Annotated in this window: 16 protein-coding genes; 7 read left to right on the forward strand and 9 right to left on the reverse strand. The window is 71.4% G+C overall.

What is annotated here, in order from left to right; all coding sequences use genetic code 11:
* Positions 1 to 203 precede the first annotated feature (203 nt).
* A complete protein-coding gene (locus ACFYW7_RS18365) occupies positions 204 to 887 on the forward strand; it encodes an SGNH/GDSL hydrolase family protein (protein WP_389503352.1) in 684 nt (227 codons plus the stop codon).
* Positions 888 to 1,020: 133 nt separating this feature from the next.
* On the opposite strand, the gene ACFYW7_RS18370 is transcribed toward ACFYW7_RS18365, so the two are convergent.
* A complete protein-coding gene (locus tag ACFYW7_RS18370; protein WP_389503354.1) occupies positions 1,021 to 1,821 on the reverse strand; it encodes an SAM-dependent methyltransferase in 801 nt (266 codons plus the stop codon).
* Between the two features lie 128 nt (positions 1,822 to 1,949).
* On the opposite strand from ACFYW7_RS18370, the gene ACFYW7_RS18375 reads away from it, so the two are divergent.
* The gene (locus ACFYW7_RS18375) at positions 1,950 to 2,942 is read left to right on the forward strand and encodes an aldo/keto reductase (RefSeq protein WP_389503356.1); all 993 of its coding nucleotides are present in this window, start codon (positions 1,950 to 1,952) and stop codon (positions 2,940 to 2,942) included.
* A gap of 127 nt (positions 2,943 to 3,069) precedes the next feature.
* Here ACFYW7_RS18375 and thpR read toward each other — a convergent pair whose 3' ends face one another.
* The 3 genes from thpR to ACFYW7_RS18390 all read right to left on the reverse strand — a co-directional run bounded on the left by thpR (position 3,070) and on the right by ACFYW7_RS18390 (position 5,789).
* Complete coding sequence (thpR, locus tag ACFYW7_RS18380) at positions 3,070 to 3,660, reverse strand: RNA 2',3'-cyclic phosphodiesterase (RefSeq protein ID WP_389503358.1); 591 nt, start codon at positions 3,658 to 3,660, stop codon at positions 3,070 to 3,072.
* 170 nt (positions 3,661 to 3,830) lie between these two features.
* Positions 3,831 to 5,186: an MFS transporter gene (locus ACFYW7_RS18385; RefSeq protein ID WP_389503361.1), complete on the reverse strand. Its 1,356-nt coding sequence runs from the start codon at positions 5,184 to 5,186 to the stop codon at positions 3,831 to 3,833.
* Positions 5,187 to 5,351: 165 nt separating this feature from the next.
* Entirely contained in the window at positions 5,352 to 5,789 is a 438-nt protein-coding gene (locus tag ACFYW7_RS18390; RefSeq protein WP_389503364.1) for a MarR family winged helix-turn-helix transcriptional regulator, read from the reverse strand.
* A 144-nt stretch (positions 5,790 to 5,933) separates the two neighbouring features.
* Here ACFYW7_RS18390 and ACFYW7_RS18395 point away from each other — a divergent pair, with 144 nt between their 5' ends.
* Positions 5,934 to 6,116 carry a BrnA antitoxin family protein gene (locus ACFYW7_RS18395; protein ID WP_261701844.1) on the forward strand — a complete coding sequence of 61 codons (183 nt, stop codon included), beginning with the start codon at positions 5,934 to 5,936 and terminating at the stop codon, positions 6,114 to 6,116.
* A 33-nt stretch (positions 6,117 to 6,149) separates the two neighbouring features.
* Here ACFYW7_RS18395 and ACFYW7_RS18400 read toward each other — a convergent pair whose 3' ends face one another.
* Positions 6,150 to 7,601 carry an NCS2 family permease gene (locus ACFYW7_RS18400; RefSeq protein ID WP_389503366.1) on the reverse strand — a complete coding sequence of 484 codons (1,452 nt, stop codon included), beginning with the start codon at positions 7,599 to 7,601 and terminating at the stop codon, positions 6,150 to 6,152.
* Between the two features lie 238 nt (positions 7,602 to 7,839).
* On the opposite strand from ACFYW7_RS18400, the gene ACFYW7_RS18405 reads away from it, so the two are divergent.
* Both ACFYW7_RS18405 and ACFYW7_RS18410 read left to right on the forward strand, forming a co-directional pair.
* Positions 7,840 to 8,115 carry a DUF2530 domain-containing protein gene (locus ACFYW7_RS18405; protein WP_389503368.1) on the forward strand — a complete coding sequence of 92 codons (276 nt, stop codon included), beginning with the start codon at positions 7,840 to 7,842 and terminating at the stop codon, positions 8,113 to 8,115.
* A 123-nt stretch (positions 8,116 to 8,238) separates the two neighbouring features.
* A complete protein-coding gene (locus tag ACFYW7_RS18410; protein ID WP_389503370.1) occupies positions 8,239 to 10,638 on the forward strand; it encodes a cation-translocating P-type ATPase in 2,400 nt (799 codons plus the stop codon).
* 81 nt (positions 10,639 to 10,719) lie between these two features.
* Here ACFYW7_RS18410 and ACFYW7_RS18415 read toward each other — a convergent pair whose 3' ends face one another.
* The 4 genes from ACFYW7_RS18415 to ACFYW7_RS18430 form a co-directional block, all read right to left on the reverse strand.
* Entirely contained in the window at positions 10,720 to 11,661 is a 942-nt protein-coding gene (locus ACFYW7_RS18415) for a hypothetical protein (protein WP_389503372.1), read from the reverse strand.
* Positions 11,662 to 11,913: 252 nt separating this feature from the next.
* Positions 11,914 to 12,801 (reverse strand): hypothetical protein, encoded by an 888-nt coding sequence (locus ACFYW7_RS18420; protein WP_389503374.1) that lies wholly within the window; start codon positions 12,799 to 12,801, stop codon positions 11,914 to 11,916.
* A 243-nt stretch (positions 12,802 to 13,044) separates the two neighbouring features.
* Positions 13,045 to 16,206: a sacsin N-terminal ATP-binding-like domain-containing protein gene (locus ACFYW7_RS18425; protein ID WP_389503376.1), complete on the reverse strand. Its 3,162-nt coding sequence runs from the start codon at positions 16,204 to 16,206 to the stop codon at positions 13,045 to 13,047.
* Positions 16,207 to 16,788: 582 nt separating this feature from the next.
* Positions 16,789 to 17,715: a DUF3027 domain-containing protein gene (locus ACFYW7_RS18430; RefSeq protein ID WP_389503378.1), complete on the reverse strand. Its 927-nt coding sequence runs from the start codon at positions 17,713 to 17,715 to the stop codon at positions 16,789 to 16,791.
* Positions 17,716 to 18,205: 490 nt separating this feature from the next.
* On the opposite strand from ACFYW7_RS18430, the gene ACFYW7_RS18435 reads away from it, so the two are divergent.
* Positions 18,206 to 19,630: an MFS transporter gene (locus ACFYW7_RS18435; RefSeq protein ID WP_389503380.1), complete on the forward strand. Its 1,425-nt coding sequence runs from the start codon at positions 18,206 to 18,208 to the stop codon at positions 19,628 to 19,630.
* Positions 19,631 to 19,705: 75 nt separating this feature from the next.
* Positions 19,706 to 20,203 carry a DUF2771 domain-containing protein gene (locus ACFYW7_RS18440; RefSeq protein ID WP_389503382.1) on the forward strand — a complete coding sequence of 166 codons (498 nt, stop codon included), beginning with the start codon at positions 19,706 to 19,708 and terminating at the stop codon, positions 20,201 to 20,203.
* The last annotated feature ends 16 nt before the right edge of the window (positions 20,204 to 20,219 follow it).

Raw genomic sequence — 20,219 nt, forward strand, 5'->3', positions numbered from 1 at the left:
TTCGCCACCGATTCGCCCGTCCGCCCGCCTGCCCGTACCGCCCCCGTGTCCCGCCGTACCGCGTCCCGCCGTACGGCCCCCCGGAACCGCGCGAACCCCGGTGAAGGCCGGTGAAGGCCGGTGAACCCGTCGGCCCGCGAGGCGTGTCCAGCCTCACACCCGCACGGCCCATGGCGCCCGGACCGATCGTCCATGATGAGCGGATGCTCAGGTTCATGCCCGTCGGCGACTCCATGACGATCGGTGGCGCGGGCGAACACACATGGCGTTACCGGATGTGGCAGCACCTTCGCGCGACGTACGGGGGCCCGTTCAAGATCGTCGGTCCGCGCGAGACGCTCTACGACAAGGCGACGGAGTCCCCCGACTCGTACGAGTACGCGGACCCGGACTTCCCCCGCGCCCATCTGGCCGGCTGGGGCGAGGGCTGGCTGCACATGGCCCCGCTGATCCGCGAGGCGGTCCGGACGCAGCGCGCGGACGTCCTGCTGGTCTCGCTCGGCCTCATCGACCTCGGCTTCTACACGAACGCCGTCCAGACCGCCGACAACGTCCGCGCCTTCGTCGGGGAGGCCCGCGCCGCGAACCCGCGCGTCCGCATGGTCCTGCTCCCGGTGATACCGAACGTCCGCGCCGAGTCCGACGCCCCCTTCGCCGGCCAGGTCGCCTCCTTCAACGAGCTGCTCGCCAAGGCCGTCGCCGACCTCGACGAACCGCGCTCCCCACTGCTGCTCGCGTCCCCGCCCCCCGCGTACGCCATCGCCTCCGACACGTACGACGGCACCCACCCGAACGCGAGCGGCGAGCACAAGATCGCGGAGGGTTTCGCGGAGGCGATGCACCAGGCCTGGGGCCTGGGCGGGCCGTACACGGCCACGTCCGACTGACCGATCCTCTCGGCCCGTCCTCCGCGTTCCCCGCACTCGCCCGCTCTCGCCCCTCTCGTCCTCCCCCTCATCGCCCGGCGCTCGCGCCTCACCACCCCCTCGTGGCCCCGCCCGCCCTGACCGGGCAGGCCGGTCACGACGGGGGCGCCGGCGGGGTACCGCCCGGCGTGCGGGCGGTGAGCAGGGCGAAGGACAGGAAGGCGCCCTCGTCGGCGGTGAGCATGTCGATGACCTGCCGCTGTTCCGCGCCGCCCTCCGGGCTGTGCTCGGCGCAGGCGCGGGTCCACAGCAGCCAGTCACGCCAGGCGTCCTCCTGGAAGCGCGCCGACGTCACCGTCACGAGTCCGGTGGTCTCCCACTGGAACCGCCACCAGTCGGGGGTGTGCCAGGCCATGGCCTCCCAGCCGACCACCTTCTCGATGTGGGCCGGGACGGAGCCGAGTTCCCTGACCTCGCGCGTCAACGCGGGGGTGGCCACGCCCAGTTGGCCGCCGGGCCGGAGGAACTTCACCAGGTACGGCAGATAGCTGTCCGCGGTGCCGAAGTACTCGAACGCGTCGATGCTCACGATCGCGTCGAAACTCCCCTCCTCGAAGGGCAGTTGATGGGCCTCGGCCCGAACGGCCGTCACCTCCCCGGCGACGCCCGCCGCCGCGAAGACCGACTCGGCCGCCTCCGGGGCGATCCACCAGTCGGCCGCGACGACGCGCACCCCGTACTCCCGCGCCAGGAACACCGAGGTCGCCCCCTTCCCCGAGCCCAGGTCGAGCACGCGCATGCCCGGCCGCAGGTCCAGGTCGCGCGCCAGATCCTCCAGCAGCCACAGCGGGTTGGGCCCCATGTCGAGTCCGAGCAGCCAGCCGGGGTCGTAGGCGGACGAACGCGGGTAACGGTCCGGGCGGATGAGCGCGTCGATCGCGCGGGATCGGGTCACGGCTGTCGAGCCAAGCGGATCGGCCCGCGCGGGACAACAGGTTTTCGTCCGCCCGCCGTCCGCCTTCCCCTGCCGTCACCCGGCCCGCTCTTGCCTAGAGCGCACTCGACCGCGTTGGCTGGTGAGTCATGAAGTACACACAGCTCGGACGCACAGGGCTCAAGGTCAGCCGGCTCGTCCTCGGCACCATGAACTTCGGACCGCAGACCGACGAGGCCGGCAGCCACGCGATCATGGACGCGGCGCTGGAATCGGGGATCAACTATTTCGATACGGCGAACGTGTACGGCTGGGGCGAGAACAAGGGCCGTACCGAATCGATCATCGGGAACTGGTTCGCCCAGGGCGGTGACCGCCGTGAGCGGACGGTCCTGGCCACCAAGGTGTACGGGAACATGGGCGTCGAGGGCGAGCCGTGGCCCAACCAGGACAAGCTCTCCGCCCTGAACATCCGCCGGGCGGTCGAGGCCAGTCTCCGGCGACTCCAGACCGACCACATCGACATCTACCAGTTCCACCACGTCGACCGGTCCACTCCCTTCGAGGAGATCTGGCAGGCGGTCGACGTCCTGATCCAGCAGGGAAAGATCCTCTACGCGGGGTCCAGCAACTTTCCCGGCTACAAGATCGCCCAGGCCAACGAGACCGCGGCCCGCCGCAACGGCACCATCGGCCTCGTCAGCGAACAGTGCCTCTACAACCTCGCCGAGCGTCGCGCCGAGATGGAGGTCATTCCGGCCGCGCGGGAGTACGGGCTGGGCGTCATCCCGTGGTCGCCGCTGCACGGCGGACTGCTGGGCGGTGTGATCAAGAAGGAGGTCGAGGGCGGCCGCCGGGCGAGCGGCCGGTCCGCCGACGCCCTGGCCAACACGGCCGTACGCGCCCAGATCCAGGCGTACGAGGATCTGCTGGAGAAGCACGGTCTGGAGCCGGGAGAGGCCGCGCTGGCCTGGCTGCTGACCCGGCCCGGCGTCACCGGCCCGATCGTCGGCCCGCGCACCGCGGAGCAGCTGGAGTCCGCCCTGCGCGCCCTGGAGCTGGAACTGTCGGAGGAGGTCCTGGAGGGGCTCGACGAGATCTTCCCCGGACCGGGGCCGTCCCCCGAGGCGTTCGCCTGGTAGGCGGGACCGCGCACCCGGCGGTGGCGGTCGCTACCTGACCGCCGCCGTCAGGGCGACGACGACGAACATCAGCACGAGCACACCGGCCATGATCCGGTTGCGGGTCTTCGGGTTCACGTCGTCGAGGTTAGCCGCCCGGACGGGGGCTCCCGTCGCCCGCCCCCAGCGGCCGGCTGACCACCGTCTCGTATCGGGGCTGCTCACCGGGCACTCCGGACACCGGGAGGTTGCTGCGGACGAGACACAACTCACCCACCGTCCAGGGCTTCCCTGCGAAGGAGTCCAGTTCGGCGACGTACGGCGTGAAGTCCGCGGAGCCGCGGCTGCGGGCCACCGTCAGGTGCGGCCGGTAGCGGCGGTGCTCCTCCATCTCGACGCCCGCCTTGCGGCCCGCCGCCTCCGCCCGGTCGGCCAGCAGCCGCATGGTGTCCAGGTCCCCCGTCGCCCCCACCCACAGGGCGCGTCCGCCGAAGTGCCCGCCGCCGCGCAGGGCCAGCGGGAACGGGCCGGTGCGACGGGCGGCCCGCGCCAGCCGCTCCGCGAGGTCCGGGACGAGGTCCTCGGCCACCTCCCCGTAGAACGCGAGGGTGAAGTGCCAGCCGGGGCGGCCTGTCCAGCGCAACGCGTCCGCGCCCGGGATCCGACGCAACGCGTCCACTTCCGGGGCGAGTTCACGCACCGCATCGGCCGGCGGCAGTACCGCCGCGAAGAGTCTCATGCGGCCAGCCTTCCAGGGAACGACGATCAGCACACGGGAGCGGGCGGGACGGGCCGTGCCTCGGGAACTCCGCCGCGGCGGAGGTCACGGGCCGTGGCGGGCACCCGCCCCGGGTACGCCGGAGGCGGCCGCCCGCGTGAGCGGGACGGCCGCCTCCGGCGAAGCCTCTCTCACACGGCGGTCGCCAGCCGCTTCTCCTCGCTCGGCCCACGCGGGACGAAGCGGATCCGGGGGTGGCCGTGGTGCCAGCCGAGGGCCACCCGCAGGCCGCCGAGGCGGGCCAGGACCAGGCCGATCGTCGTCGCCGCGGCCATCGAGACCAGTCCGCCGAGCGCGAAGCCCATCCGGGGGCCGTAGGCGTCGGTGACCCAGCCGATCAGCGGCGCGCCCAGCGGGGAGCCGCCCATGAAGACCATCATGAACAGCGCCATGACGCGGCCGCGCATGGCCGGGTCGGTGGCCATCTGGACCGAGGTGTTCGCGGTGACGTTCACCGTCAGGCCGAACATGCCGATCGGGATCATCAGCAGCGAGAACAGCCAGAGCGAGGGAGCCGTCGAGGCCGCGACCTCCAGCGCGCCGAAGCCCAGCGCCGCCGCGATCAGCACGCGCAGGCGGGCCGTGCCGCGCCGGGCGGCGAGCAGCGCACCGGCCAGCGAGCCGACCGCCATCAGCGTGTTGAAGAGGCTGTAGGCCCCCGCGCCCGAGTGGAAGACGTCGTCCGCGTACGCCGACAGCCAGACGGGGAAGTTGAAGCCGAAGGTGCCGATGAAGCCGACGAGGACGATCGGCCAGATCAGCTCGGGGCGCCCGGCGACGTAGTGCAGTCCCTCGCGGAGCTGGCCCTTGGCGCGCGGCGCCCGCTCGACGACGTGCAGCTCGCGGGCGCGCATCAGCAGCAGGCCGACGATGGGCGCCACGAAGGACAGGCCGTTCAGGAGGAAGGCCCAGCCGGTGCCGACGCCGGTGATCAGCAGACCGGCGACGGCGGGGCCGACCAGGCGCGCGGACTGGAAGTTGGCGGAGTTCAGGCTGACCGCGTTCTGGAGCTGGCCGGGGCCGACCATCTCGGACACGAAGGACTGGCGTGCCGGGTTGTCGACGACGGTGGCCATACCGGCGGCGAAGGCGGCGACGTAGACGTGCCACACCTGGACGTGACCCGAGAGGGTGAGGAAGGCGAGCGCGAGGCCGGTGAGGGCCATCGCCGTCTGGGTCACCAGGAGCGTCGGGCGCTTGGGGAGACGGTCGACCAGGACGCCGCCGTACAGCCCGAAGAGCAGCATCGGCAGGAACTGGAGCGCGGTGGTGATGCCGACCGCGGCGGAGGAGCCGGTCAGGCTCAGCACCAGCCAGTCCTGGGCGATGCGTTGCATCCACGTCCCCGTGTTGGAGACGACCTGGCCCAGGAAGAACAGACGGTAGTTGCGGACCCTCAACGAGCTGAACATCGAGGAGCGGCGGGTGGCGGTGGGGTCGTGGGTGGCTGGTGCGGGGGCGGAGTGTGCTCCGGATCCCGTACTCAAAAGGGCTCGCCTCCAGTGCATGGGTGGACGTCGGCGTCATGGGAGCGTCGGCGCTCGGGGGGGGGGAAGCGGCCCTCGACGATCCGAGACCGAGGATCGGTGATCCGTGATCGGAAGAGGGCCGGCGTCGGTCGAACTGCGGATCGGAGTCGGTCGGAACGCGGGTCAGATGTGGGCGAGCTTCTCCAGGACGGGGGCGGCCTCGCGGAGCTTGGCCCATTCGTCCTCGTCGAGGGCCTCGACGAGTCTGGCCAGGAACTCGTTCCGCCTGCGGCGGCTCTCCTCGAGCATCGCCTCCGCCTTGTCGGTCTGCGTCACGACCTTCTGGCGCCGGTCCTCGGGGTGCGGCTCCAGCCTGACGAGCTCCTTGGCCTCGAGCAGCGCGACGATGCGGGTCATCGACGGCGGCTGCACGTGCTCCTTGCGGGCGAGCTCGCCGGGCGTGGCGGTGCCACAGCGGGCGAGGGTGCCGAGCACCGACATCTCGGTGGGGCTCAGCGACTCGTCGACCCGCTGGTGCTTGAGTCGACGCGACAACCGCATCACTGCGGAGCGCAAGGCGTTCACGGCGGCCTCGTCGTCGCCATGGGTCAGGTCAGGCATGTTCCTTAGCGTAACTCATTACCCTCGCTAAAGAACAATGGGGTGCCCGTGAAACGCGCGGCCCAACCTTGGGATCACTCATATGAGTGAGATCGCTGCGGAAAGCGACCCGGATCCGGGCGGGATGCGGCGACCCTCGACTCCATGGGGACCAGCGTGCTCAGCCTGCGTATGGACGGGGAGCTGCTCGACCGGCTCCGACAACATGCCGCGAAACGCGGAATGAGCGTCCAGGACTATGTGGTCCGGACGCTCATTCGCGACGACTTCGACGAGCGGTTCCAGACCGCCGTCGAGGAGACGGAGAAGTTCTACGGGGTCACGTGAGATCCCGTACGGCTACGGCCTGGCCGTAGCCGCTCAGGTCAGGCCGAGGGCCGGCATGAGGTAGTAGAAGGCGAACACCGCCGACACCACGTACATGGCGACCGGGATGTCACGGCCGCGGCCCGCCGCCAGGCGCAGCACGACGAAGGTGATGAAGCCCATCCCGATGCCGTTCGTGATCGAGTAGGTGAACGGCATCAACATCATCGTCACGAAGGCCGGGATGGCGATCGTGTAGTCCGCCCAGTCGATCTCCTTGATCGAGTGGGACATGATCAGGAAGCCGACCGCGATCAGCGCGGGGGTGGCGGCCTGGGCCGGGACCATCGTGGCGACGGGGGCCAGGAAGAGGGCCACGGCGAAGAGCGCGCCGGTGACCACGTTCGCGAAGCCCGTGCGGGCGCCCTCGCCGACTCCGGCGGTGGACTCCACGAAGCAGGTGGTGGCCGAGGAGGAGGACGCGCCGCCCGCGGCGACGGCGATGCCGTCGACGAAGAGGACCTTGTTGATGCCGGGCATGTTGCCCTGCGCGTCCGTCAGCTTGGCCTCGTCGCTGATGCCCATGATCGTGCCCATCGCGTCGAAGAAGCACGACAGCAGCACGGTGAAGACGAAGAGGATGCCGGTCAGCACGCCGACCTTGCCGAAGCCGCCGAAGAGGCTGACCTGGCCGACGAGCCCGAAGTCAGGGGCCTCGACCGGGTTGCCGGGCCACTTCGGGACGGTCAGGCCCCAGTTGGGCACGGTGGCGACGGCGTCGATGATCATCGCGACGACCGTCATGGTGACGATCGAGATGAGGATGGCGCCCGGCACCTTGCGCACCATCAGCGCGAGGGTGAGCAGCGTGCCGAGGATGAAGACGAGGACGGGCCAGCCGGTGAGGTGACCGTCCGTGCCGAGCTGGAGCGGGACGGTCGTCTGGGCGACGTCCGGGATGCGGGTGACGAAGCCGGAGTCGACCAGGCCGATCAGCATGATGAACAGGCCGATGCCGATGGCGATGCCCTTGCGCAGGCCGAGCGGCACCGCGTTCATGACGCGCTCGCGCAGACCGGTGGCGACCAGGATCATCACGACGAAGCCCGCGAGGACCACCATGCCCATGGCGTCCGGCCAGGACATCCGGGGGGCGAGCTGGAGGGCGACGACGGTGTTCACGCCGAGGCCCGCCGCCAGCGCGATCGGCACGTTGCCGATGACGCCCATGAGGAGCGTGGTGAAGGCCGCGGTCAGCGCGGTCGCGGTGACCAGCTGCCCGTTGTCGAGGTGGTTCCCGTACATGTCCTTCGCGCTGCCCAGGATGATCGGGTTCAGCACGATGATGTACGCCATCGCGAAGAAGGTGGCGAAGCCGCCGCGGATCTCGCGCGGGAGGCTGGAGCCCCGCTCGGAGATCTTGAAGAAGCGGTCGAGGGCGCTCTGCGCGGGCCGGGACTCCGGCTCTTGCGGGGCGGGGGCCTGGGTGGCGGCCGAGGTGGACATGCGGGTCCTCAACGTGCAGGGGGACGGGGAACGTGATCGAGTCCGGTCAGTGGTCGATCACCAGCAGGTTTCCCCCAGATCCCTTTTGGTGATTCATACGACTACAACTGGCCAGACTCGGACGGTTTCAGTATGAACATATGAGTCGGAAATCGCTATCTCCGCGCGTAGACCCTTGGGCCGCAAGGGAGACGAGGGCGCGAGCGATACCGGTCGCCGACCCTCGTAAGCTGTGCACATGGCGAAGTGGACCCCCAAGCACGAGGCGCCGGAGCCCCTGGAGGGCCCCGTCGTCGCCACCATCACGGGCGGCACGATCCTCTGGTTCGTCCTCTTCCTGGTGCAGCTGCCGTTCTACGGCTGGTTCGACGACCACGGACACCTCTGGTGGCTGGGCACCTGCCTGGCCGGCGCGGGCCTCGGTCTGATCGGTATCTGGTACGTCCGCAAGCGCGACGCGGCGATCAAACGCGCCGAGGCCGCCTCCGTCGGCACGGACCGCGCGACGGAGTAACGGAGCGACGGGGGGCTTCCCCTACACCTGCGGCAGCATTCCCCGCCTCCCCCGTCCTCCCCTGGTCGGATATTGGGCGCACTCGGCGGGTGAAGCCGCAAATCCGCACGTACCGTCGTCTGCATGACCCACATCGACGCGGGCAGCGAACTCGATCCTGTTCACCCCGTGCCCGTACCCGCCGCCCGGCGGACGGAGGGGTTGTCCGCCTCCGAGGTGGCCGAACGGGTCGCGCGCGGCGAGGTGAACGACGTCCCGGTGCGCAGCAGCCGGTCCGTGGGCGAGATCGTCCGGGCGAACGTCTTCACGCGGTTCAACGCGATCATCGGGGTGCTCTGGCTGATCATGCTGGTCGTGGCGCCTTTCCAGGACAGCCTGTTCGGCTACGTGATCATCGCCAACACCGGGATCGGCATCATCCAGGAGTGGCGGGCCAAGAAGACCCTGGACTCGCTCGCGGTGATCGGCGAGGCGCGGCCGACCGTGCGCCGGGACGGTGTCGCCGCGGAGGTCAGCACGTCCGAGATCGTGCTCGGGGACCTCATCGAGATCGGGCCGGGCGACAAGGTCGTCGTCGACGGCGACTGCGCGGAGGCCGACGGGCTGGAGATCGACGAGTCGCTGCTCACCGGCGAGGCCGACCCCGTCGTCAAGCACGCCGGCGACCCGGTGATGTCGGGCAGCTTCGTGGTCGCGGGCACCGGCGCGTTCACCGCGACGAAGGTGGGCCGGGAGGCGTACGCGGCGCAGCTGGCGGAGGAGGCCTCCCGGTTCACGCTGGTCCACTCCGAGCTGCGCAGCGGCATCTCCACGATCCTCAAGTACGTGACGTGGATGATGATCCCGACCGCCCTCGGCCTGATCGTCAGCCAGCTCGTGGTCAAGCAGCACGGCTTCAAGGACTCCGTCGCACGGACCGTCGGCGGGATCGTGCCGATGGTCCCCGAAGGGCTGGTCCTGCTCACCTCCGTCGCCTTCGCGATCGGCGTCATCCGGCTTGGCCGAAAACAGTGCCTCGTGCAGGAACTCCCCGCCATCGAGGGCCTCGCCCGGATCGACACGGTCTGCCTCGACAAGACCGGCACCCTGACCGAGGGCGGCATGGACGTCACCGAGCTGCGGCCGCTGAAGGGCAACGACGAGTCGTACCTGCGCAAGGTCCTCGGCGCGCTCGGCGATTCCGATCCGCGGCCGAACGCCTCCCTCCAGGCGATCATCGCCGCCTACCCGGACAGCGAGGAGTGGCGCTGCGTGCAGTCACTGCCCTTCTCCTCCGCCCGCAAGTACAGCGGGGCCGGTTTCAGCGAGGGCAACGGCGAGTCGAGCACCTGGCTGCTCGGCGCTCCCGACGTGCTGCTGCCCGACGGGGACCCGGCGCTCGCCGAGACCGAGCTGCTGAACGAGGCGGGGCTGCGGGTGCTGCTGCTCGCGAGGACCACCAAGGACCTCGACGACCCCGACGCCGCCCGGACCGCGCGGCCCGCGGCCCTGGTCGTCCTGGAACAGCGGCTGCGCCCCGACGCGGCCGACACCCTGCGCTACTTCGCCGACCAGGACGTCAAGGCGAAGGTCATCTCCGGGGACAACGCGGTGTCGGTGGGCGCCGTCGCCGGGAAGCTCGGGCTCACCGGCGAGGTCGTGGACGCCCGCCGGCTGCCCGACGAGCCGGCGGAGCTGGCGAGGTCCCTGGAGGAGGGCACGGTCTTCGGGCGGGTCACGCCGCAGCAGAAGCGGGACATGGTCGGCGCCCTCCAGTCGCGCGGGCACACGGTGGCGATGACCGGCGACGGGGTGAACGACGTCCTGGCCCTGAAGGACGCCGACATCGGGGTGAGCATGGGCTCGGGGTCGGAGGCGACCCGCGCGGTGGCCCAGATCGTGCTGCTCAACAACAGCTTCTCGACGCTGCCGTCGGTGGTCGGGGAGGGCCGCCGGGTCATCGGGAACATCACCCGCGTCGCGACGCTCTTCCTGGTGAAGACGGTCTACTCGGTGCTGCTGGCCGTCCTGGTGGTGTGCTGGCAGGTGGAGTACCCCTTCCTGCCCCGCCACCTGACGCTGCTGTCCACCCTGACGATCGGCATCCCGGCGTTCTTCCTCGCCCTCGCGCCCAACAAGGAGCGCGCCCTGCCCCACTTCGTGCGGCGGGTGATGCGGTACTCGATCCCGGGCGGGGTGGTCGCGGGGGTGGCCACGTTCGTGACGTACCTGATCGCGCGCCACCACTACACGGGGGAGGGCTCGCTGGAGGCGGAGACGAGCGCCGCGACGCTGACGCTCTTCCTGATCTCGATGTGGGTACTCGCGATCATCGCCCGGCCGTACACCTGGTGGCGGATCTGCCTCGTCGCCTCGATGGGCGGGGCGTTCCTGCTGGTGCTCGTGGTGCCGAAGCTCCAGCACTTCTTCGCGCTGAAGCTGGTCGGCGCGACGATGCCGTGGATCGCGGTGCTGATCTCGGTGGTGGCGGCGGCCGTCCTGGAGTTCCTGTGGAGGTGGGTCGACCGCCGCGTTCCCGCGTAGCTCCGGCGCGGCCGGAAAAGCGGATTCCCCGCGGCCCTGGAGGGGACGCGGGGAATCCGGTGGAGCGGGAACTGCCGAGAACTACTGAACGTCGACGTAGTCACCCGTGGCCTTGACGGCCGGGGTGGTCGAGGTGCCCGCGAAGTTGTAGCGGAAGTAACCGTCGACGGTGGCCGTCGTGGTCGTCTTCAGGTTGCCGCTGCTGTCCGTCTTGACGGTCTTGACGGTGGTGTAGGTGGTGCTGGTCTTCTTGCGGAACTGGAGCTGCACCGACTGGAGGGTGTAGCCGTGGTAGGCCAGGTCGTCCCAGTTGGCGCGGGTCAGCTTGCCGGTGACCGTGACGGTCTTGCCCTTCTTGACCGGCTCCGGCGCGGCGTTGACCGTCAGCTTCGAGTAGCGCTGCAGCTTGGACGTGGTCAGCGCGTCCTGCTCGACGTAGCCGACCTGGCTCCAGTCGGCGTTCTCGTCGTCCGGGTCCACACCGTTCAGGGCGATGGCGTAGCCGCCGGCCTTCCAGGTGGTGGCGTCGGCGTTGCCGACAAGGTCGAAGTCCGGGTAGACGTCGATCGTGGCCTTGCAGTTGGCGGTCGTCGCCGAGGTCTCGGTGCAGACCGGCCAGTCGTCACCGACCAGGAGGTTGTCCCAGTTGCCGTAGCTGCTGCCGCGGTAGAGCTCGACGTCCATGAGGAAGTCGTCCGCGGTGATGTCGACGGAGGCGTCGTGCTTGACGGTGAAGGTGACCGGAGCGGTGACCTTGTTGGCGATGCCGACGACGATCGGCGCGCCGTTGTTGACCTTCACGTTCGAGAAGGAGAGGTCGATCGCGTAGGGCTCGCCCTCGGAACCGGTCGAACCCGTGTACGCGGTCTTGCCCGAGGCGGCGCGAGCGATCTCCTGCACCTTGGCGACGTCCGCGCGGCGGTCGCCGGAGTCGGCAGAGCCGACGGCGTGAGCGCCCGGCACAGCGAGGGCGGAGAGAGCCAGGGCGCCCGAGACGGCGGCCACAGTGGCACGTATGCGCATGCGATCCCCAAGTGGAGAAAGGGGCCCCGGCGGTGGTCGTTCCTTACGGCTCGTCTTCGCAAGGGGCCCAAGTGATCATGGAGTCTGTTGACTCGGGTGATCAGATCTTCGACGCGTACGAATGGTTGTACGGGAAGTGAAGATTTTATGGATCCGCAGCAAACAGCACGACGGGGTGAGCGGAAACCTCCGCTCACCCCGTCCGCGACCCGCCCGGCCCTTGAGCCGGGGAGGAGGTCAGCTCCTCATGGATTACTGCACGTCGACGTAGTCACCCGTGGCCTTGACGGCCGGAGTGGTCGAGGTGCCCGCGAAGTTGTAGCGGAAGTAACCGTCGACGGTGGCCGTCGTGGTCGTCTTCAGGTTGCCGGCACTGTCCGTCTTGACGGTCTTGACGGTGGTGTAGGTGTCGCTGGTCTTCTTGCGGAACTGGAGCTGCACCGACTGGAGGGTGTAGCCGTGGTACTTGTTGTCCTCCCAGTTGGCACGGGTCAGCGCGCCGGTGACCGTGACGGTCTTGCCCTTCTTGACCGGCTCCGGCGACGCGTTGACCGTCAGCTTGGAGTAGCGCTGCAGCTTGGTGGTGCCGAGGCCGCCCCGGAGCGTGCTGTCCTCGTTGTTGTACTTGAGTGCCAGCGCCCCGCCCGACCAGGTGCCGGCGTCGGAGTTGAGCAGCTCGTACCCCTCGTCCTCGTACGGGCTCTCGGCCGGGTAGATGTCGATGAGGCCCTTGCAGCTGGCGGTGGTCGACGTGGTGGCGGTGCAGGTGGCCGCCTTGTTACCGAACAGCATGTTGTCCGGGTTGTCGATCGAGCCCTTGTAGATGAGGGGGCCGGTGGCGAAGTCGCCCGAGGTGATGTCGACGCCGGCGCCGTGGGTCAGCGTGTAGGTGACCGTCGTGGAGACGTGGTTCGTCGTGCCGACCTTGATCGCGCTGGCGATCTTGAAGTTGGAGAAGCTGACGTCCAGCTCCGCCGCGGGGGCGGAGCCGGTGTAGGCGGTCTTGCCGGAGGTGCCGAGCATCTTCGCGGCCTCGGCCCGGTAGGACGAGGCGGAGCCGTCGGCGTGCGCGGCCGGCATGGCAAAGGCAGCGAGGGCCAGGGCACCGGAGACGGCGGCCACAGTGGCTCGAATGCGCATGCGATCCCCAAGTGGAGAAAGGGGCCCGGCCGTGGTCGTTCCGTACGGATCGTCTTCACGGGGGCCAGGTGATCAGGGAGTCTGTTGACTCGGATGATCAGATCACCAGTTCGCACGAATGGTTGTACGGGGGATGAAGATTTTGTGCGGCCATGACCAAGGTCTCAGCGGGGTGAGCGGGAACCCCGCCCACCCCGTCGGCGACCGGCCCGGCGGCACTCCGCCCCGCCGTCCGCGACCGGATCAGTCGAACCAGCGGTCCCGGGCCAGCTCCTCGGTGCGGGACGCGTCCTCGAGCAGCGCCGCGACCTCGAAGCGGCGCGGCCACTGACCCGCCGACCAGGCGAGTCCGGCGGCGACGCCCTCCAGCGTGGCGGCGTGCAGCACCCCGTCCCGGCTTCGCCGCCAGTCGAGTTCGGTGCCGTCGACCACCAACTCCTCGTGCTCCACGTACGAGGCGGGGGTCGCGGGGCCCAGCAGGACCCGTACGGACTCCGGTACGTCGTGCTCGGTGCCCTCGGAGGTCACCTCGCCGGTGACGGACTCGCTGAGCCGCCGCACCTGGAACAGCTCGGCGAGCTCGGCGGCCCGCGACGGCCGCACCGGCAGCAGCGGCACCCCGTCGGTGAAGGCCAGCAGGTCCGGCGAGTCCACGACCACCGCGTCGGCGGCGTCCACGACCCGCACCTCGCCGTCCACGACGGCCCGCAGCTCGTCCGGCAGCGTCACCCGCTCGGGGTCGAGATCCGCCAGCGCGCCGTAGAGGGCGTGCAGTTGGGATCCGGAGACCTCGCGGTCGGGGTCGGCGAGCCGGTCGAGGAGTTCGGCGGCACCGCCGGGTTCGTCGAGCAGCGCGGCCACGGACGTACGGACTCCGAGCGCCCGCAGCACCTGCTCGTCGTCGAAGCCGGTCGCGTCGGCCTCGTCGTACAGTCCGCGCAGCAGCGGATCGCCGCCGGCGGCCCGCAGACCGGCCGGGCGGCGCCCGTCGAGCACCGGGTGCCCGCGCAGCCACCAGGCCGTGTACGGCCGCACGATCTCGTGCGTGCCGTCCGGCAGCAGGACGCGCACCTGCTGGGTGATGGCGTCCCGCAGCGGCGGCTGCGCGAGCAGGGCGAGTGCCTGCGGCCACCGGTCGTCGTCCACCATGTCCAGATCCCGTACGGCGACGATCTCGGTCGCGACGGGCGGCACCGGCGAGTCGGGCAGCCGGTCCAGCACGTCCTCGCACCACACGTCCACCGCGTCCAGCAGGCCCGCGTCGTCGGGTTCCGCGAAGTCCGCGTCGCGCGGCTCCAGTTCGTCCGGGTCGAGGATGACGTCGGTGGCGCGCACCAGCGCGAAACCGGCGAGCACACCGCACGCGGCGAGCGGCTGCTCGCCCCAGCGGTCGGCCAGCTCGGAGTCGACGAAGGCGAGTTCGTCCTCGCGCATGATCCGGGCGAACGGGCTGCCGGGCAGCACGAGTTCACCTGCGGGCACGAGTTCGCCCTCCTCGTCCGGCAGGGCGAGAGCGCCGAGCCAGGGCTCGTCACCGGGTTCGAGGGCGGCGTCACGGACCAGCGCGAGGACGGTGTCCGCGAGCTCCTCCGCGTCCGCGGTCTCCTCGTCCCACGCTCCGCCGTCGTCGTCGAGAGAGGCGGCCACCGCGGCCCGCACCTGCGGGGTGGTGAGCACCGCGCGGGGCGTGGCGGCGAGAGCGCCCAGCTTCTCCAGGAGCGGATGGGCGGCGTCCGGGTGCGCGACCTTGAGACCGAGGCGGGCCAGCGTCTCGGGGGCCACCCGTGAGACGTCGGCGGTGGGCAGCAGCACCTGCCGGGGCCCGATCGTCGTACGGCCGTCCGCCAGCGGCACCGGCAGTCCGGACAGCCGGTCCGGATCGACTCCGGCGAGGCTGTCGTACAGCCGGTGCCACCAGTCCGGCTCCTTCTCGAGCCCGGCCAGCCGGTCCACCGCCTCGGTGAGCGGGACCCTGGCCACGCCCAGCGTGCGCAGCTCCGACCGCCGTTCGAGGCCGGCGGGCAGGAGGCTGGGCAGCACCTCGGCGAGCACCCGGACGGTCTCGGCTCCCGCGCCCTCCACCACCTCGGCGTCGCGCGGGCGCAGGGCGACGGGGTTCTCGGCGGGGCTGCTCCCGGGCCAGTCGGCGGGGGCTTCGGCGGCCGCGGCCGGGTCGGGCGGGGCGGCGGGCGGCAGGAACGCGGTGCGCGGCAGCCGGTCCAGGATCGCCTGGCGCAGCGCGCCGTCCAGTTCGCCCTTGCCGAGCGGGCCGGGCACCAGGTCGATGATCCCGGTGTCCACCGGCCGCCAGGCGGCGAGGAGCTCGGCGTAGGCGTCCGCGGCGCGCTCCACCAGGAAGTCGGTCAGCGGGCCGGGGGCGGCGTGACGGCGGGTGGTGTCGAGCGGGAGGGAGGCGATGAGGAGCGCGGGCACCCCGAGGGCCTCGTCGCTCGGCGTCGGCGCGTGCACGACGGGGCTGGTCCGGGGGCGGGCCGGGGCTCCCTCGGCGTCGACCGGGACGGCCCAGGTCACGGACCAGTGGGGGCGCAGTCGCTCCTCGACCGGGCGGTCGGCGAGCAGGGCGGGGTCGAGGGGGCCGTGCGCGGCGACGGTGCGGTAGCGGGTCGTGCCGTCGCGGGAGTCGTCGATGACGGTGCCGTGCTCGGCCGCGCCCCGGCGCAGGGTGCGGACCTCCGCGTCGCCGATCTCGACGATTACTTCCTCCAGGCCGGGCAGGGCCAGCAGGAGGGCGTCGTCGATGTTCCGCAGGAGGCGCTCGGCGAGGTCCGCCGCGGCGGTGTCGCGCAGCGGCATGATCACGGCGGTGTCGTACGGGTCCGGGGCGGTGCCCTCGGCCGCGAACGGCAGCCTCAGCAGCGGCACATGACCGTCCCGGCGGCGGATCTCGTCGCCGAGGCCGGGGCTGTCCGCGGCGGTGCCGGCGGCGAGGTCGCGGGCCTCGGCGAGCGCCCAGCGCACGCCGCCGCTCCGGCCGACGACGGCGGGCTCGTCGGTGACGGCGAGGACCGCGGCGAAGCCGACGCCGAAGCGGCCCACGGCGGTGTCGCGGGCGTCCCGCTTCGCGGAGGCGCGGAGGGTGGCGAGCGACTCGACTCCGGTCGCGTCGAGGGGGGCGCCGGTGTTGGCCGCCACCAGGACGCCGTCGCGCAGGGTGAGCCGCAGACGGCCGGGGGTGCCCGCGCGGGCGGACGCGTCGGCGGCGTTCTGCGCGAGCTCCACGACCAGCCGGTCGCGGTACCCGCCCAGGACGAGGTCCTCCTCGGCGTTGGCGTCCTCGCGGAACCGGGCCGGGCTGGCCGCCCAGGCGTCCAGCACGCCGCGTCGCAGTCGTGCCGTGCCGAACGGGTCAGCGCCCTCGGCTGTCGGCCGCACGAACTTACTCACGGGTTCACTCTCCCTCTCGCCTGACGCGACCGCGAATGCTGCGCCGGGTCGCGGCACGAAGGTACCGCGCGTTCTCCCTGGCTCCCGCCGGGGCGGGGTCCGGTGGGTGTCGGTCCGGTGGGTGGGGCGGGGCCGTGCCGGTACATCCGCCCGTCGCCGTCGGACGAGGCGTGGCCGTCGGTGGCGACGGGCTTGCGATGTACCGGCACGGCCCCTCCCGTGCGCTGCCGACCGCGGGTGCGATTCGGCCTTCGACCGGGAGCAAGAATCAGCCCCTCCGGCGTTTGAGGACCCGGGTACGGGGCGGAGCAAGAATCAGCCCCTCCGGCGTTTGAGGAGCGGGGTCCGGGGCGGAGCCCCGGGTACGGGACGGGTAGGGGCGGAGGGGGCGAGAAACGCGTGGGAGGCCCTGCGCCGGGGCCCGGAGCACCGGCTCGCCGACAGGCACCCGCACCGGAAACCCGGGACCCGGATCGGAGACGGCACCGCAGGAACCCGGCGCCCTCACCCCGGGGAGGGGCAGGCACCGTCGCCGGGGAGAGGGAACACCGGTTCCCGGCGGAAGCGGGACGCCAGGAAACGCTAGGAGTGGCCCAGCTCCGCGGTGGACTCGTCGGAGGTCACCGGAACAGAGCCGGAATCGGGCGCCGGACGCAACGGGAACGGATCCACCTGGGTCTCGTCGATCACCGGAGGCGCCGGCCGCGGAGGCGTCGGCATGACGGCGGCCTCGGAGTGCCCACCGCACCCGTACGCGAGGGACACCACACGTCCGTCGGCCGGCGAGAACTCGTTCGCGCAGACACCGAACGCCTGACCGAGCGAGCCCCCGATCCGGTTGAGGAAGCCACAGCTGACGCACGACGCCGGCGCGGCCTGCGCCATCGCCGTCTTGGGCCCGTACGAGTCCTCCCAGCGGTCTGCGGCGACGTGCAGCCCGTACCGGGAGAGCACCCGGGCCCGGCGCAGCCCCAGCTCCTCGGCCACGGCCGCGATCGAGCCCCGGCGGGGAGCCGTCGGCAGGTTCGCGGGGGTCCCCGCGGTCACCTCCGCGTCCTCGGACTCCACCAGCTCGGCCATGTCCTCCGAAACGGCGGAGTTCGGCGCGGGCTCGTCCTCGCCCGAGTAGCCCGGCTCCAGCCGGAGATCCTCGGCGTCCGTGGGCAGCAGGTCCCCGGGGCCCATGTCACCGGGGCGGAGCCGCTCGCTCCACGGCACCCACTCCGGAGCCAGCAGCGCGTCGGTGCCGGGCAGCAGCACCGTCTCGTCGAGGGTGACGAGCTTCGCCCGGGAGGCGCGGGCCACGGTCGACGCCCAGCGCCAGCCTCGGTACCCCGGGTCCTTGCACTCGAAGTAGTGCGTGACAACGCGGTCGCCCTCGGACACCAGTCCCAGGTGCTCGCCGACGACGCCGGGATAGGCGGCCTCCTCGGCGGCCGTGCGGGCGAGGTCGACCGCCTCGGCGCACAGGCGGTCGGGGGTGCGGCTTCGCGTTGTCGCTGCGCTCACAGGTATCGCTTCTCTCCTACGCCGTCTCACGGGTGCGCCATTCCTCCGGCGGGGGTGCGGACGGAGCGGACCGGTGGGCCGCGTCGACGTCCGCGCCCGATCGCACTCGGGCGCACCTACGCCATCCATTCTGCGGGATGGCCGAGAGGCGCGCGGCCGAGAACAATCGCCGCAGGCGCGTTACGCACGCTACCTTCTCTCGGCCGCCGGGCCCACACCGGTGGGCGTCTTCGGCGCCACGCGCCGGGATCTTTGCCGCTCCGCCGCACCCGGAGCCGACCGCTCCGGGACGCGGCCCCCGGCGCTCCGCGCCCGAAGTCTCCCATCCGCACCACCCCTCCCGCGCCGTTCGCGCCCCGTGGAAACGTGATCCAGCCGGAACCGTCCGGCCGCCGAACATCACCTTCCGGAGTCGCCGATCTCCCCCCACTCGGCCCTCATCCGCGCGGTAACCGCACTACACACCCCGAAGTCGGGGCACTATGACGGGGTGGCATCCGCGAGGTCGCCCCAGGGAGCAACCGGTATCGGTGGCGCCAAGGGGAGCAATCAGAACGGCGGATCGGGCCGGGTGACCGGGTCCGTCCGCGCGGTCGGGCGTGCCCTGCACTTCCCGGTGACGCGGACGGCGCGGGGCATCCGCAAGGCGACGCACGCGCACGGGGCGGGCGAGTCCGGCCTCGGGAAACTGATCGAACTGCACGCGGTGAACGGCGCGGGCGATGTCATGATCACGGTGGCGCTCGCGTCCACCGTGTTCTTCTCCGTGCCGACGGACGAGGCCCGTGGCCGGGTCGCCCTGTACCTGGGCATCACCCTGGCGCCCTTCGCCCTCCTCGCCCCCGTGATCGGCCCGCTGCTCGACCGCCTGCCGCACGGACGGCGGGCCGCGATGGCGGGTTCGATGCTGGCCCGGGCCATGCTCGCCCTGATCCTGTCGGGCGCGGTCGTGACCGGCACCTTCGAGCTGTATCCCGCCGCCCTCGGCGTGCTCGTCGCCTCGAAGGGGTACGGCGTGGTGCGCAGCGCGGTCGTGCCCCGGCTCCTGCCACCGACGTTCTCCCTGGTCAAGGCGAACTCCCGGGTCACTCTGGGCGGGCTCCTGGCCACCGGTGCGGCCGGACCCCTCGCCATCCTGCTCCAGTCGCTGGGGGCCCGCTATCCGCTCTACGGCGCCTTCGTGATCTTCATCGGGGGCACGTTCCTGTCGTTCTCCCTGCCGCCCAAGGTCGACTCCGCCAAGGGCGAGGACAAGGCGCTGCTCGCCGCCGACGAGGAGCATCTGCACGGCCCGCACCTGAAACCGCCCCCGCGCCCCGGGCTGCGGACCGTGGGCACGGCCGTCACCCACGCGCTGGGGGCCAACGCCTCGCTGCGCTGCCTGTCCGGCTTCCTGATCTTCTTCCTGGCGTTCCTGCTGCGCGAGCACCCGCTCAGCGGAAAGAGCGCGGCGGTCTCGCTCGGCCTGGTGGTCGTGTCGGCGGGAGTGGGCAACGCGATCGGCACGGCCGTCGGAGCCTGGCTGAAACAGCGTGCCCCGGAGATCATCATCGTGACGGTGGTGGCCTTCGTGCTGGCCGCCGCGGTCATGTCGGCGATCTTCTTCGGCACCCTGTTCGTGGCGTGCCTGGCCGCGGTCGCCGGGTTCGGGCAGGCCCTCGCGAAGCTGTCCCTGGACGCGCTGATCCAGCGCGACGTCCCCGAACTCGTCCGGAACTCGGCCTTCGCCCGCTCCGAGACACTGCTCCAGATGGCCTGGGTCGTCGGCGGAGCCATCGGGATCGCGATGCCGCTCAACGGCTCGCTCGGCCTCTCCGTGGCCGCCGGGATCGTCGCGCTGGGCTGGCTGACGACCGTGCGGGGCCTGCTCAGCGTGGCGCGGCGCGGCGGCTCGGCCCGGCCGCGGGTCTCCTGAGCCGCGCGGGGGCCACGCACGGCACGCCGCACCCCACGTGGGGGCACGGGTGGGCCTGCCCGATAGCCTTCGACCATGACCTTCCTGCCCCGCGGCAGAGCCGCTAATGGACAACGCGCCGCCCGCCGCCGCCGCGTCGTCGCCACCGTCGGCGCCGTTTCCGCCGGACTCCTCGTCCTGTCCGCCTGTGACAAGCCGACGCCGATGGCCACCATCTCGGTCGGCGACAACTCGGTGAGCTCCGAGACCGACTGCTACAACGACGGCGACGTGGTGAAGGCCGCGGAACTGGCGAAGTGCCTGACGTCCGAGGACGTCAAGTCCATCAAGGTCGACCCCGACGCGACCGTGCGGTTCGGTGTGGACCCGGAGATCGCGGACAAGGGCTGGACGATCCTGATGAACGGTCAGCCGCTGACCGACTCCAGCACGAAGACGTACCGGACCATTCCCGGCAGTGTCTTCTTCAACGAGCAGTACGGCGCCACGGGCAACTCGACGCGCGTCTCCGTCAAGGAGGGCGACAAGACCGTGACCGGTCTGTGGACCTTCAAGTTCAAGAAGGACGTCTGATCGCTGCCGCCGGGCC

It is taken from the genome of Streptomyces sp. NPDC002580 (genome assembly GCF_042889485.1).
In the GTDB taxonomy this organism is placed as follows: Bacteria; Actinomycetota; Actinomycetes; order Streptomycetales; family Streptomycetaceae; genus Streptomyces.

Coding starts and splice junctions, on each gene's coding strand:
- ACFYW7_RS18365 (WP_389503352.1), top strand. CDS start 204: ATGCTCAGGTTCATGCCCGTCGGCGACTCCATGACGATCGGTGGCGCG.
- ACFYW7_RS18420 (WP_389503374.1), bottom strand. CDS start 12,801: ATGCGCATTCGAGCCACTGTGGCCGCCGTCTCCGGTGCCCTGGCCCTC.
- ACFYW7_RS18395 (WP_261701844.1), top strand. CDS start 5,934: ATGGGGACCAGCGTGCTCAGCCTGCGTATGGACGGGGAGCTGCTCGAC.
- thpR (WP_389503358.1), bottom strand. CDS start 3,660: ATGAGACTCTTCGCGGCGGTACTGCCGCCGGCCGATGCGGTGCGTGAA.
- ACFYW7_RS18400 (WP_389503366.1), bottom strand. CDS start 7,601: ATGTCCACCTCGGCCGCCACCCAGGCCCCCGCCCCGCAAGAGCCGGAG.
- ACFYW7_RS18375 (WP_389503356.1), top strand. CDS start 1,950: ATGAAGTACACACAGCTCGGACGCACAGGGCTCAAGGTCAGCCGGCTC.
- ACFYW7_RS18405 (WP_389503368.1), top strand. CDS start 7,840: ATGGCGAAGTGGACCCCCAAGCACGAGGCGCCGGAGCCCCTGGAGGGC.
- ACFYW7_RS18390 (WP_389503364.1), bottom strand. CDS start 5,789: ATGCCTGACCTGACCCATGGCGACGACGAGGCCGCCGTGAACGCCTTG.
- ACFYW7_RS18440 (WP_389503382.1), top strand. CDS start 19,706: ATGACCTTCCTGCCCCGCGGCAGAGCCGCTAATGGACAACGCGCCGCC.
- ACFYW7_RS18415 (WP_389503372.1), bottom strand. CDS start 11,661: ATGCGCATACGTGCCACTGTGGCCGCCGTCTCGGGCGCCCTGGCTCTC.
- ACFYW7_RS18410 (WP_389503370.1), top strand. CDS start 8,239: ATGACCCACATCGACGCGGGCAGCGAACTCGATCCTGTTCACCCCGTG.